The organism is Bosea sp. F3-2, from assembly GCF_008253865.1.
Taxonomy (GTDB): domain Bacteria; phylum Pseudomonadota; class Alphaproteobacteria; order Rhizobiales; family Beijerinckiaceae; genus Allobosea.
The window spans coordinates 4,328,197-4,341,421 of sequence record NZ_CP042331.1 but is presented as its reverse complement, the minus strand read 5'-3'; the positions used below and the strand labels follow the sequence as shown (position 1 = coordinate 4,341,421).

General features: G+C 66.8%; 14 protein-coding genes. 8 read left to right on the top strand and 6 right to left on the bottom strand.

The window, feature by feature from the left end:
• Positions 1-9: 9 nt before the first annotated feature.
• From FQV39_RS20015 to FQV39_RS19990, 6 genes are all read left to right on the top strand, one after another.
• Positions 10-1,290: a beta-ketoacyl-ACP synthase gene (locus tag FQV39_RS20015; protein WP_149131894.1), complete on the top strand. Its 1,281-nt coding sequence runs from the start codon at positions 10-12 to the stop codon at positions 1,288-1,290.
• Positions 1,287-2,033 carry an SDR family NAD(P)-dependent oxidoreductase gene (locus FQV39_RS20010; protein ID WP_149131893.1) on the top strand — a complete coding sequence of 249 codons (747 nt, stop codon included), beginning with the start codon at positions 1,287-1,289 and terminating at the stop codon, positions 2,031-2,033. The genes FQV39_RS20015 and FQV39_RS20010 overlap by 4 nt, the downstream gene beginning before the upstream one ends.
• 112 nt (positions 2,034-2,145) lie before the next feature.
• Positions 2,146-2,388: a CopG family ribbon-helix-helix protein gene (locus tag FQV39_RS20005; protein ID WP_149131892.1), complete on the top strand. Its 243-nt coding sequence runs from the start codon at positions 2,146-2,148 to the stop codon at positions 2,386-2,388.
• Positions 2,389-2,483: 95 nt separating this feature from the next.
• On the top strand, positions 2,484-3,506 hold the full coding sequence (locus FQV39_RS20000; protein ID WP_149131891.1) for a zinc-binding dehydrogenase: 1,023 nt from the start codon (positions 2,484-2,486) through the stop codon (positions 3,504-3,506).
• Positions 3,507-3,617: 111 nt separating this feature from the next.
• Entirely contained in the window at positions 3,618-4,598 is a 981-nt protein-coding gene (locus FQV39_RS19995; protein ID WP_282570089.1) for a lipid A biosynthesis lauroyl acyltransferase, read from the top strand.
• 68 nt (positions 4,599-4,666) lie between these two features.
• Entirely contained in the window at positions 4,667-5,434 is a 768-nt protein-coding gene (locus FQV39_RS19990) for a DUF1223 domain-containing protein (RefSeq protein WP_149131890.1), read from the top strand.
• Positions 5,435-5,557: 123 nt separating this feature from the next.
• Here FQV39_RS19990 and FQV39_RS19985 read toward each other — a convergent pair whose 3' ends face one another.
• The 3 genes from FQV39_RS19985 to FQV39_RS19975 all read right to left on the bottom strand — a co-directional run bounded on the left by FQV39_RS19985 (position 5,558) and on the right by FQV39_RS19975 (position 7,791).
• A complete protein-coding gene (locus FQV39_RS19985; RefSeq protein ID WP_149131889.1) occupies positions 5,558-6,163 on the bottom strand; it encodes a TPM domain-containing protein in 606 nt (201 codons plus the stop codon).
• Positions 6,163-6,942 carry a TPM domain-containing protein gene (locus FQV39_RS19980; protein ID WP_248313441.1) on the bottom strand — a complete coding sequence of 260 codons (780 nt, stop codon included), beginning with the start codon at positions 6,940-6,942 and terminating at the stop codon, positions 6,163-6,165. The genes FQV39_RS19985 and FQV39_RS19980 overlap by 1 nt, the downstream gene beginning before the upstream one ends.
• 246 nt (positions 6,943-7,188) lie before the next feature.
• Positions 7,189-7,791 (bottom strand): LemA family protein, encoded by a 603-nt coding sequence (locus FQV39_RS19975; RefSeq protein ID WP_149131888.1) that lies wholly within the window; start codon positions 7,789-7,791, stop codon positions 7,189-7,191.
• A 127-nt stretch (positions 7,792-7,918) separates the two neighbouring features.
• Here FQV39_RS19975 and ggt point away from each other — a divergent pair, with 127 nt between their 5' ends.
• Both ggt and FQV39_RS19965 read left to right on the top strand, forming a co-directional pair.
• A complete protein-coding gene (gene ggt / locus FQV39_RS19970) occupies positions 7,919-9,649 on the top strand; it encodes a gamma-glutamyltransferase (protein ID WP_149131887.1) in 1,731 nt (576 codons plus the stop codon).
• Between the two features lie 64 nt (positions 9,650-9,713).
• The gene (locus FQV39_RS19965; RefSeq protein WP_149131886.1) at positions 9,714-10,406 is read left to right on the top strand and encodes an acid phosphatase; all 693 of its coding nucleotides are present in this window, start codon (positions 9,714-9,716) and stop codon (positions 10,404-10,406) included.
• A gap of 166 nt (positions 10,407-10,572) precedes the next feature.
• Here the strand turns inward: FQV39_RS19965 and FQV39_RS19960 are convergent, their stop codons facing one another.
• The 3 genes from FQV39_RS19960 to FQV39_RS19950 all read right to left on the bottom strand — a co-directional run bounded on the left by FQV39_RS19960 (position 10,573) and on the right by FQV39_RS19950 (position 13,116).
• Positions 10,573-11,064 carry a hypothetical protein gene (locus FQV39_RS19960; RefSeq protein WP_149131885.1) on the bottom strand — a complete coding sequence of 164 codons (492 nt, stop codon included), beginning with the start codon at positions 11,062-11,064 and terminating at the stop codon, positions 10,573-10,575.
• A gap of 3 nt (positions 11,065-11,067) precedes the next feature.
• The gene (gene rlmN / locus FQV39_RS19955) at positions 11,068-12,297 is read right to left on the bottom strand and encodes a dual-specificity RNA methyltransferase RlmN (protein ID WP_248313076.1); all 1,230 of its coding nucleotides are present in this window, start codon (positions 12,295-12,297) and stop codon (positions 11,068-11,070) included.
• 207 nt (positions 12,298-12,504) lie between these two features.
• Positions 12,505-13,116, bottom strand: coding sequence for a hypothetical protein (locus FQV39_RS19950; protein WP_149131883.1), 612 nt, complete (start codon positions 13,114-13,116; stop codon positions 12,505-12,507).
• Positions 13,117-13,225 lie beyond the last annotated feature (109 nt).

Here is a 13,225-nt window from a genome sequence, read left to right as displayed (position 1 = left end):
GTTGAAGCCATGACCACGCATCGTGATGCCAAGGGCCGTCCGCTCGTCGCCGTCACCGGCCTCGGCGTCGTTACGTCACTGGGCCAAGGCAAGGACGCCAACTGGCAGGCGCTGACCGCCGGCCAGTCCGGCATCCACCGCATCGAGCGCTTCCCGACCGAAGGGCTGCGGACCACCATCGGCGGCACGGTCGACTTCCTCTTCGACGGCCCCTTCACCGCCCCCCAGCTCTCCGAGAAGCTCGCGACCCTCGCCGCTGAAGAAGCGGTCGGCCAGAGCGGCATCGGACCGGATGGCGACTTCCCCGGCGAGCTGTTCATGGCCGTCCCGCCCGTCGAGATGGAATGGCCGCAGAAGCAGGAACTCGCCCAGGCCGTCGATGGCGAGGTCGACTATGACGGCCTGCTGCGCGCTGCCGCGACCCGCAAGTTTGCGGCGATGCACGAGCTCTTCGTCTTCGGCGGCGTCGCTGACCATATCGCCGACCGCTTCGGCACCAAGGGCTCGCCGATCTCACTCTCGACCGCCTGCTCCTCGGGCGCGACCGCGATTCAGATGGGCGTCGAGGCGATCCGTCGTGGCGAGACGCAGGCTGCACTCTGCATTGGCACCGACGGCTCGATCCATGCCGAGGCGCTGATCCGCTTCTCGCTGCTCTCGGCCCTTTCGACCCAGAACGACCCGCCGGAAGGCGCCGCCAAGCCCTTCTCGAAGAATCGCGACGGCTTCGTCATGGGCGAGGGCGCCGGCGCGCTGGTGCTGGAGGATTACGACCACGCGCTGGCGCGCGGCGCCACCATCCTCGGCATCGTCGCGGGCTGCGGCGAGCGCGGCGACGGCTTTCACCGCACACGCTCGAGCCCGGACGGCAAGCCCGCCATCCTCGCCATGCAGGATGCGCTGGCCGATGCCGGCCTGACGCCCGACGATGTCGACTACATCAACGCCCACGGCACCTCGACGCCCGAGAACGACAAGATGGAGGCGATGAGCTGCGCCGCCGTCTTCGGCGAGCGCATGGCCAAGCTGCCGATCTCCTCGAACAAGTCGATGATCGGCCACACCTTGACGGCCGCCGGCGCGGTCGAGGCGGTGATCTCCTTCCTTACCATCGCCAACGGCACGATTCCGCCGACGATCAACTACGCGAATCCGGATCCGGCCATCACGCTTGATGTCGTGCCGAACGAGGCCCGCAAGGCCAAGGTGAAGACGATTCTCTCCAACTCCTTCGGCTTCGGCGGCCAGAACACCTGCCTCGTGCTGACGGCCCCCCCGGAGGCGGCATGACCAAGATCCTCGTCACCGGCGGCGCCAAGGGTGTCGGCGCCGCGATCGTGCGCGCGCTGGCCGCCGCCGGCCACGATGTCGACTTCACCTTCCGCTCCTCCGCCGAACAGGCGAAGGCGCTTGCCGAAGAGATCGCCGCGGCGCATCCCGGCCGCGCCGTGATGGCGCTGCCGCTCGACCTCTCCGACAAGGCCGCGCTCGATGCATTCTGCGAAGAGCGCGAGGGCGAGAGCTATTTCGGCCTCATCCACAATGCCGGCCAGCCCTATGATTCGCTTGCCGCGATGATGGATCAGGCGAAGGCTGAAGCCGCGATGCAGGTCAATTTCTGGGCCTTCACCCGCCTCGCCAAGAGCCTGATGCGCAACATGATCCGCGCCCGCGCCGGCCGCATCGTCGCGATCGGCTCGGTCGCGGCGCTGCGCGGCAACCCCGGCAACGCAGCCTACGCCGCCTCCAAGGGCGCGCTGATCTCCTATGCCAAGACGCTCGCGGTCGAGACCGGCAAGCGCGGCGTTACCGTCAACGTGATCGCGCCGGGCTTCGTCGACACCGACATGATGGCGCCCTACGCCGCCTATCGCGACAAGATGCAGGGCCAGATCCCAGCCGGACGCTTCGCGAAGCCCGAGGAAGTCGCCGGCCTCGCCGCCTTCCTGATGAGCGAGCCCGCCGCCTATATCAGCGGCACCGTGCTGCCGATCGATGGCGGCCTGACCGCCCAGCTTGGCGTTCATCGCTGATTTCGACTCGTCATTCCGTCATTGCGAGCATAGCGAAGCAATCCAGGGGGACGTAGAGTTCTACGAGCCTGGATTGCTTCGCTATGCTCGCAATGACGGGGAGGGTTCGACAGTGGATATCACGATCGAGGTGGAAGCCACCCTTGCCGATCGGTTGACCAGGCTGGCAACGGACATGCATCGCTCGCCCGCGTGGGTTATCGCGAGAGCCATCGAAGACTATGTCCAGCTGAACGCCTCGGACGTTGCGAGGATTCGCGAAGGCATTGCTGAAGCAGATCGCGGCGAGTTTGCGACAGATGAAGAGATCGAGGCCATTTTCCGGAAGCTGCACGATCGCGATCAACAAAGTTGACGCCGCCGGTGAATTCCGCGATGCCGCGTCGACCCCGAACTGCATCTCTTACGTCCCGGCCATGACCGGGTAGCCTCGGAAGACATAATTTTCTCATGCGTTCCCTCCAGCTCCATGGCGACCGTGACCTCCGTCTCGAGGAGATCGAACCGCCGCCGCCACCCGCTCCGGGCGAGGTGCAGATCCGCATCAAGGCGGTGGCGCTGAACTATCTCGACCTCTGGGGCTTCCGCGGCATGGCCTTCGCCAAGCGCAAGATGCCGCAAGCGGCCGGCGTCGAGGCCGCAGGTGAGATCGTCTGCGTCGGCGAAGGCGTCGAGGGTTTCGCGCCTGGCGATGTCGTCACCGCCTATGGCGCCGACACCTGCGGCCAGTGCAAGGCCTGCCGCGACGGCCGCGACAATCTCTGCGAGAACGTCGCCGGCATCATGGGCTTTCATATCGACGGCTTCGCGCGCGAATTGCTCAACCGTCCGGCGCGGCTGACGATCAAGGCGCCGAAGGGCGTCTCCTTCGAGGATGCCGCCTGCGCACCGATCGGCTTCGGCACGGTCCAGCACATGCTGTTCGATAACGCCAGGCTGGAGCCGGGCGAGTCGGTGCTGGTCCACGCCGGTGGCTCCGGTATCGGTACCGCCGCGATCCTGATGGCCAAGGCGATCGGCTGCACGGTCTACACGACGGTCGGCGACGACGAGAAGGGCGCCAAGGCCAAGGCGCTCGGCGCCGACCACGTCATCAACTACCGCGAGGACCGCTTCGAAGGCGTGGTGCGCAAGCTCACCGGTCGCAAGGGCGTCGATGTCGTCTTCGAGCATGTCGGCGCCGACACCTGGAACGGCTCGCTGCTCTGCCTGAAGCGCGGCGGAAGACTGGTCACCTGCGGCGCGACCTCCGGCCCCTCGGCCACGATCAACCTGATGCAGCTCTTCCAGCAGCAATACCGGATCACCGGCTCCTTCGGCTGCCGCATCGAGAACATCGCGCAGTCCCTGGAGAAGATGGCCGGCGGCATGAAGCCGGTGATCGATTCGGTCTTCCCCCTCGCCGAATTCGAGAAGGGCCTCGCCCGCATCGAGGGCCGCCAGGTCTTCGGCAAGGTCGTCATCGCCTTCTGAGCGAGCCGCCCTCCTCCGGCACAAGACTTGACGTCGGCGCATTCCTGCCCCAGATCGCGCCTTTCAGGCCCGGTCTTGCTCTCGGCACGGGCGATTGAGGCTGGACCGACCTTGAGACGATTGAAGGCAATCGCCGCGCGCGCCGGCGCGGCGGTGATGATTGGCGTGATCCGGGCCTTGTTTGGCTTCCTGCGCCTGCTCGGGCCGGAACGTGCCAGCAATCTCGGCGGCTGGCTGCTGCGCACGGCAAGCCCGGTCATCCCGGTCAACCGCGTCGCCCTCGCCAACATCCGCGCCGCCTTTCCCGAGAAAGGCGAGGCGGAGGTGAAACGCATCGCTCGCGGCGCGTGGGAGAATCTCGGCCGCGTCGCAGGCGAATACGCGCATCTCAAGACGCTGTTCGACTACGACTACCACAATCCCGACAAGCCTTCGCGCATCGAGGTCAAGGGCATCGAGCACTTCATTGCGCTCAAGGATGACGAGAAGCCCGGCCTGATCTTCTCGACCCATCTCGCCAACTGGGAACTGCCGGCGATCTGCGCCGCCGCCTACGATCTCGAGACGACGGCCGTCTTCCGCGCCCCCAACGACCCGGCGATCGCCGCCGTCGTGCACGAGATCCGCTCCGGCACAATGGGCGGCCTTGCGGCTGCCAAGCAGGGAGCGGCCTTCGCCATGCAGGGCGTGCTCGAGAATGGCGGCCATCTCGGCATGCTGATCGACCAGCATTTCACCCGGGGCGTCGTCGTGCCGTTCTTCGGACGTCCGGCATTGACCAACCCGATCTTGGGCAAGTTCGCACGCCGCTTCGAATGTCCGGTTCATGGCGTCCGCGTCATCCGACTGCCGAACCATCGCTTCCGGCTGGAGCTGACGCCGCCGCTCGACCTGCCCCGCGACGCCAATGGCGAAATCGACGTTCAGGGCGCCATGGCGATGATGACGGCTGTGGTCGAGGGCTGGGTACGCGAATATCCCGAGCAATGGCTCTGGATGCACCGCCGCTGGCGCCCCAAGATGATCCCGGCCGCCGCGCTGGCCGAGTTCGATCACGCCCGCGCGACCATGCCCGTTTTCAAGGCAACGTGATTTCCCTCTTCGATGAATTGCTGGCTTTGGTAACCCTCGGAAAATAAGTCGTCTTCAAAGTCGAGATCATGCTCCCTGTCCTGCGCCAATCCGCTGTGACTGCCGCCGCCCTCGTGTTCGGCGTGACGACGGCCCTCGCGCAGACGGCGGCGAAGTCACCCAGGGCGGTGCTCGAGCTCTTTACCAGCCAGGGTTGCTCGTCTTGCCCGCCAGCCGATGCGCTGGTCCTCGAGCTGGCCAAGGACCCGACGCTGATCGCGCTGACGCTGCCGGTGACCTATTGGGACTATCTCGGCTGGAAGGACACGCTCGGCAAGGATTCCTTCGCGAGGCGACAGAAGCTCTACGCCAAGGCTCGCGGCGACGGGCAGGTCTACACACCGCAGATCGTCATCAGCGGCTCTTCCCATGCGGTCGGCTCGGAGAAGGCGGAGATCGAGAAGGCGGTCAACCAGTTCGCCGCCACCGGCTTCGCCGCGAAGCTCGCGCTGAAGGAGGAGAACGGCAGCCTCCAGATCGCTATCGCGCCGACCGCGGCTGCAACCGACGAAGCGGCGGGCGTCTGGGTGTTGCCCACGACGCATGAGGCGACCGTGCCGATCACCCGCGGCGAGAACCAGGGCAAGACGCTGACCTACGCCAATGTGGTGCGCGGCATGGTCCGTGTCGGCGACTGGAACGGCAAGGAGATGACCGTCACCGCTCCGCTGGCCGCGACGCAGGCGCCGGAGGCCGACGGCTATGTCGTCGTCATCCAGGCCGACCGGCCGGGCAAGCACGGCTACATGATGCCGGGCGCCATCCTGGCCGCTGCCAAGGGGCCGGCGACGCGCTAGAGCATTTTCGAGCGAAGTGGACACCGGTTCGCGTGAAGAAAATGCGATAAAACAAAGACCTAGAGCATTTCTGCGTTTCGAAGAAGCGCGGAAATGCTCTGAACCTCCTGCCGAGACGGTTCCTCAGAGCAGGATGACCTTGTTCGGCAGCTCGTCGACATCGCCGGGAACCGGCGGAACGTGCTGCGCGAGCACCGCGCCAACGCCGTCGACCGCCTTGATCAGCCCTTCGGTCAGCCTGTCCTCGCGCGCAGCCGCCAGCAGCGGCTCGATGATGCCGCCCCAGGTGTCCTGCTCGACAAGGCCGTCGATCCCGGTATCGGCGAGGATTTCGGCATAGCGCTCCTGCAGCGCGATATAGAGCAGCACGCCGGTACGTCCCTTGGTCCGTGCCAGGCCGCGCGCCGTGAACTCCCGCAGCGCCGCCTCATGCGCCCGCCGTCGCTTGACGAAGCCCGGCACGAAACGTCCGCCGCGCCCATACCAAAGGAGCCCTGCCAGCAGCAGGGCGGCGCAGAAAAGCTGGATCATGAAGATGCGCTGGGCGCTCATCGCCGTCAGCGACAGCAGCGGCCACGGCACGAACAGCGCGAGCGTGAGCGCCATGACCACCGGGATGTTGCGATAGCTCGAAGCTGCCCGCTCGATCACGACCACGATCTCGCCTGCCGTCTGCAATTCGGCCCGGCGCACGGCCTCCGCGATCGCATCCCTGTCAGCGGCATCCATCACCAGTCTCCCGAAGCCCCGCCCCCGCCGGAGGAGCCTCCGCCACCCGAAAACCCGCCGCCCGAGCTCCAGCCACCTCCGCCGCCGCTCCAGCCGGAACCGCTGCCCCAGCCGGATCCGGAGCCCGAGCTTGGGGGCAGGATCACCCATTGTCCGTTGCGCAGGCGATGACGCCGCGCTCCGCCCTGCCGGCTCACGCTGCGTAGGAAGGCAACGATGAACAGGAAGATGAAGAGCATGGCGATGATAACCGCGATATCCTCCGCCATCGTGCTCTCGTCCGAGCGCACTTCGGCGCGGCGCTGCCATTCCTCGGCATCGCCGGCCAGGATGGTCACGACAGCATCGACGCCCGCCTCGATGCCGCCGGCGAAATCCCCGGTCTTGAACTTCGGCGCAATCGCAGTGGTGATGATGACCTTGGAGAGCGCGTCGGTCAGCGCCCCTTCGAGGCCGTAGCCGACCTCGATGCGGACCTTGCGCTCCTTCGGCGCGACGATCAGCAGCACGCCGTTGTTCTTGGCTTTCTCGCCGAGCTTCCAGTGTCGGAAGAGGCCATTGGCGAAATCCTCGATCGGGACGTCCTGAAGCGACGGCACCGTCGCGACGACGACCTGATCGGAGGTCTTGTCTTCATGGGCCTTGAGCTTGTCCTCGATCCGCTGCCGGACATCGGGGGCGAGCAGGTTGGCGCCGTCGACGACCCGCCCGGACAGGGCGGGATAGGACGGTTCGGCGGCGAAAGCCGGCAGGGCGCAGAACAGGAAGACGATCAGCAGGGAAACGCAGCGCGGACTCCCGCTCCTGCATCGAAGTCGGCTGTTGCCGACTTCGAAACCCAAAGAGCTGATCTCGGACAAGCCCGAGATCAGTGAGGGGCAGGGGTGCGGTGAAGGCCGGTTACGAAAAAACCGAAGCAGCGCAGTGAGCAGCGCCCGGCTGGTTTGCCGGCCGTCCCTCACCCCTGCCCCTCTCCCAACCGGGAGAGGGGTTCCCCTCGTCTCTTCCGGCAAGGTCGTCGTCCCTCAGAACTTCACCGCGGGTGGCCGCTCGGCGCCCGTCGTGGCCGTGAAGGTCTCCATCGGCTTGGCGCCCCAGAACAGCTTCGCCCAGATCACGCCCGGGAAGGTGCGGATCTCGGTGTTGAAGGTCTGCACGGCCTGGATGTAGTCGCGCCGCGCCACCGCGACCCGGTTCTCGGTGCCTTCGAGCTGCGACTGCAGGGCGAGGAAGTTCTGGTTCGACTTCAGCTCCGGATAGCGTTCGACGGTGACGAGCAGCCGCCCCAGCGCGCCGGTGAGCTGATTCTGCGCGTCCTGGAATTCCTTGAACTTCACCGGGTCGTTGACGGTCGAAGCATCGACCTTGACCTGCGTCGCCTTGGCGCGGGCCTCGATCACGGCGGTCAGCACGTCACGCTCCTGCGCGGCATAGCCCTTCACCGTCTCGACGAGATTCGGAATCAGGTCGGCCCGGCGCTGATACTGGTTCTGCACCTCGGACCACGCCGCCTTCGCCTTCTCCTCCAGCGTCGGCACGTTGTTATAGCCGCAGCCGGCAAGCGCGATGCCGACAAGGCCGAGCACGAGCCACGCAAGTGGGCGGCGGAGATGGGCGGAAAACGACATGCCGAAAACCCCTTTTGGCAACGTCACAATGGTCTCGATTCGGAACTCTACCTGCCACGGCGCGCTGGTCCAAGCTGGCAGACCGCGACGAATGGCCTATTCTGCCCGCCATCCTCGGAGATCAGCCATGCGCCTCCTTCTGCCCCTGACCCTAGCCCTGTTCACCGCCAGTATCGCGACCGCTCAGCCGCTCGCCCCGGCACCGGAGGCGTCCACAGGGCGCAGCGCCAAGTCGCTCGGCACGGCCCAGCGTTTCATGGCCGCCGCCGCCAATCCGCTCGCTGCTGCAGCCGGCCGTGACATCCTGCGTGCCGGCGGCAGCGCGACCGATGCCGCCATCGCCACCCAGCTCGTGCTCAATCTGGTCGAGCCGCAGAGCTCCGGCATCGGCGGCGGCGCCTTCTTCGTCCATTGGGAGGAGACCGCCCGCAAGGTGACGACGCTCGACGGCCGCGAGACCGCGCCGGCCGCAGCCAAACCGGATCGCTTCATCAAGGACGACAAGCCGATGCGCTTCGTCGATGCCGTCGTCGGCGGCCGCTCGGTCGGCGTGCCCGGCACGCTGAAGCTCCTGGAGGAGGCGCATCGCCGCTGGGGCAAGCTGCCTTGGGCCGATGTCGTGGCGCCGGCGCTGAAGCTGGCCGAGGACGGCTTCGCCATCTCGCCTCGCCTCAATGGCCTGCTCGCCGGTGAAACCAATCTGCCCAAGAACGCGCTCGCTGCCGCCTATTTCTACGAACCGGACGGCAAGCCGAAGGCCGTCGGTACCATCCTCAAGAACCCGGCCTTCGCGACCACGCTGCGCGCGATCGCCGCGCAAGGCTCGAAAGCCTTCTATGAGGGCGCGATCGCCGAGGACATCGTCGCGACCGTCGCTGGCCACCCCACCAACCCCGGCGATATGACGCTCGCCGACCTCGCCGCCTACAAGGTCGAGGAACGCGAACCGGTCTGCGGCAGCTACCGCATCTGGCGCCTTTGCGGCATGGGTCCGCCAAGCTCGGGCGCCGTCGCCGTGCAGCAGATTCTCGGCGTGCTCGAAGGGCAGGATCTCCGGCGGATCGGTCCAGGCGCGGGGGCCGCGCACTGGTTCAGCGAAGCCGGCCGGCTCGCCTTCGCCGACCGGGCGCTCTATCTCGCCGATCCCGCCTTCATCAGCGTGCCCGTGCGCGGCCTGATCGACCGCGACTATATCCGCTCCCGCGCCGGCCTCGTCAGCCCGGAGCGGTCGATGGGCAAGGCCAAGCCGGGCGATCCGCCGAACAAGCGCGCGCAGCTTCTCGCCCCCGCGGACGGCATCGAGAACGGCACCAGCCATATCTCGGTCGTCGATGCCGACGGCAATGCGGTTGCGATGACCACGACGATCGAGGACGGCTTCGGCGCGCGCCTGATGACCAAGGGCGGCTTCCTGCTCAACAACGAGCTGACCGATTTCAACTTCGCGCCGGAGGAGGACGGCAAGCCGGTCGCCAACCGCGTCGAGCCAGGCAAGCGGCCGCGCTCCTCGATGGCGCCGACGCTGGTCTTCGACGCCTTCGGCCGGCTCTATGCCGTCGTCGGCTCGCCCGGCGGCAGCCAGATCATCGGCTATGTCGCCAAGACCCTGGTCGCGCTGCTCGACTGGAAGATGGACCCGCAGCAGGCGGTGGATTTCGGCAATTTCGGCAGCCGCAACGGCCCGACCGAGTTGGAGAAGGGCACGGAGGCCGAGGCCTGGAAGGCCGCGCTGGAAGCGAAGGGCCACGAGGTCCGGCTGCTGGAGATGACCTCCGGCACCCAGGCCATCGTCAAGACGCCCGAAGGCTTCCTGGGGGGTGCCGACGGACGGCGCGAGGGCGTCGCGATCGGGGACTGAGCTGCGTCATGACACTGTCATCTTGCGGGCGCGTGCATCCCGCGCTCCACTGAGGACAGCTCCCATGCGCATTGTCGCTCTCACCTTCCTGACCCTGCTCGCTCTCGCCGCCCCACCGCTACGGGCCGAAGAAGCCAAGCCCTTCGCCACGGCCGCATCCATCGATCTGCGAGCCGTCCTCAAGCCACCGCCGGCTCAGGACTCGGCTCAGACCAAGGCTGAGATCGGCGAAGTTCTCACCATCCAGGTCACCCGCTCGGCCGAGATGGAAGCGCAGGCGCAGGCCGATGCCGTCGAGGACGTCTGGCGTTTCGCCGATGTCATGGGCCCGGCCTTCAAGACCGAAGCTCTGCCGGTCTTCTCGGCCTTCTTCGACCGCGTCGTCGCGACCGAAGGCGCCGTGGTCGATCCGGCCAAGGACAGCTGGAAGCGCCCGCGCCCGCATCAGGCGAGCCCGCTGGTGAAGCCGGTGGTGAAGATTTCGAATTCCGGCGCCTATCCGTCCGGCCACACCACCGTCGGAACCATCATGGGCATCGTGCTGTCCAATATGGTGCCGGAGAAGCGCACCGAGATCATGGACAGGGCTTGGGCCTATGGCTGGAACCGCGTGATCGGCGGGATTCACTACCGCTCGGATATCGAGGCCGGCCGGATCGCCGGCTCGGTCATCGCCGCCCGGATCATGGAGCAGCCCGAATTCCAGACCGAGTTCGCTGCCGCCAAGGCGGAACTGCGGAAGGTGCTCGGGCTCTAAAGCCCGCTGATTTGACGCGGAACCACGCCGTCATCCCGGGCTTGACCCGGGATCCATGCCAGAGCGCTTCCCGACAAAGGTTCGGGCATGGATCCCGGCTCTGCGCTTCGCTGCGGCCGGGATGACCAGCGTTTCCATGAAAACGCGGCATGCTCTGGATCGCCGCTCACTGACGCGGTGCGGCGGGCGCGGTGCGCTCCCCGCCGGCGCCGCGTCCGGCCATCAGCCAGTAGACGAAGCCGGTCGCCGCGCCGACCAGGAAGAGCCCGGAGATGATCTGGATCTCCGCATGGCTCGGCGCGCGCGACAACTTCAGCATGGCGAGTGGTAGCAGCGCTGCGAGGACGCCGGTCAATCCGGCTTGGATGAGGCCGCTGCGCAGCCGGAACAGCTCGCTGCCGACCGCGACCAGCACGACCGGCGCGACGATGATCGCCATCCCCAGCCGGCCGATCAGGCCGAAGGCCGCCTGCGCGGCCGGCGCCGGATCGATGCCGCTTTCGGCCAGCCCAAACAGGATGTCGACGAGCCGCTCGATGCCGCCGCCGATCAGCAGCGCCACTGCCGGTGAGGCGACACTGGCCATGGCGAGGAAGAACAGCCCCGCCCCCATCGCGACGAGACAGGCGAAGGGGATCAGCAGAATCCAGCGCAGCAAGGCTTACTCCGCCGCGACGGCCGGCGCGGCCTGCGCCTCTTCCTGCTCCAGCATCAGCCGGGCGCGGGCCGAGAGCTTCTCGGTCTCGCTCTTGAGCTGGCCGCAGGCCGCGAGGATGTCGCGCCCGCGCGGCGTCCGGACCGGCGAGGCATAGCCGGCGCGGAAGACGATCTCGGAGAAGCGCTCGATCCGATCCCAGTCCGAGCACTCGTATTTCGTGCCGGGCCAGGGGTTGAACGGAATCAGGTTGATCTTGGCCGGAATGCCCTTGAGCAGCCGCACCAGCTCGCGCGCCTCGGCGTCTGAATCGTTCACGCCCTTGAGCATCACGTACTCAAAGGTGATGCGTTTCGCGTTCGACAGGCCCGGATAGTTCCGGCAGGCCTCAAGCAGATCCTTGATCGGATATTTCTTGTTGAGCGGCACCAGCTCGTTGCGCAGGTCGTCGCGCACCGCATGCAGCGAGATCGCCAGCATCGTGCCCATCTCCTCGCCGAGCGGGCCGATCTGCGGCACGACACCCGAGGTCGAGACGGTGATGCGCCGGCGCCCGAGCGACAGTCCCTGATCATCGGTGATCACGCCGATCGCATCGCGCACGCCGTCGAAATTGTAGAGCGGCTCGCCCATGCCCATGAAGACGATGTTCGAGACGAAGCGCCCGCCATCATTCGGCACGAAGGCGCCTTCCGGCGGCTTGCGATTGGGAAAGTCGCCAAGGCGGTCGCGCGCCACCATCAGCTGCGCGACGATCTCCTCGGTCTTGAGGTTGCGCACCAGGCGCTGCGTGCCGGTATGGCAGAAGGTGCAGGTCAGCGTGCAGCCGACCTGGCTGGAGACGCAGAGCGTGCCGCGGTCGACCTCGGGAATGTAGACGCACTCGATCTCGGCGCCGCGGTCGTGCGGGCCGGTCGAGGGCATGCGCATCAGCCATTTGCGCGTGCCGTCGGTCGAGACCTGCTCGGCCGTGACGCTCGGCAGGTCGAGCGTGAAATGCTCGGCGAGCTCACCGCGCAGCCCCTTGCCGATCGTCGTCATCGCGTCGAATTCGCGCACGCCGTAATGGTAGATCCAGTTCCAGAGCTGGCCGACGCGCATGCGCCGTTCCTTCTCGGGCACGCCGATCTCGGCAAGCGCCTCAGCGAGGCCGGAGCGGGTGCGCCCGACCAGCGAGGGGCGTCGCAAAACGGTTTCGGCCGCCGAAGCGGCGGGAGCGGAAACGGACACGGTCATCGGAGCTCTGTCGTCGCCCATCGGGGAAGGCGCGGGATTTCGCCGCTCCCTAGCACAATTGCGCGAAAACTGGAAATCCGTTCCCAAGCGGGTCAGCCCGGCCGCAGCGAAGCGTAGAGCCGGGATCCATGCCTGAACCTTTGCCGGAAGCGCTCTGGCATGGATCCCGGGTCAAGCCCGGGATGACAGCCTGGAATGCAGCGCCCCCTACTTGCAGGCGTCTTCGGCGCGCTTCACGATCTGGCTGATGCCCGCGAGCGAGTACTTGTCGGCGGTGGCGTTGCCGCGCTTCGACATCGCCTTGATCTCCAGCCCGGAGCCGCGGCGCATCGAATCGAGCATGCGCGTTTCCTCGGCCGGATTCTTCAGCCACATGTTCTGGCCCTTCGCGACCAGCGCGAAGCGGTCGTTGCCGATGACGGCCTGATGCTCGACGCCTTCCTTGACGTCGAAATTCATCACGAAGCTGATCTCGTTGCGCACACCTTCGCCCGGTCGGCTGGAGACGAAGAGCATGCCCTCGACATCCTTGAGATTCGCCGGCGAGCGGCTCTCCGCCTTGGCGAGCGCGTAGCAGACCTTGGAGCGGCCCTGCTGCGAGGAGAAGGCCTGCCACTTGCCCGCCGTCTCCAGCAGCATCGCCTGCCCCTGTCCGGGGCTGGCGGCAGGCGTGGCAGCGGCGGTCGCGGCAGGCTTCGGCTTGGCCGGCGCGGCCGCGGCCGGCAGACCGGCCAAAGCCAGCAATCCAGCCGTCAGGCCGAGCGCGGCGGCAATGCGAGAAAATGCGGCGTCGCGGGTGTGGAAGAAGGACTTGATCATGGACCGCCATCAGTCACTAAAAAACTTAATACCGCGTTTACCACCTGTTGACGGAGTAGACCGCGCGGGACGGCGGCATAGAGTGTCACGATCCTGGCGAAAATGCGAA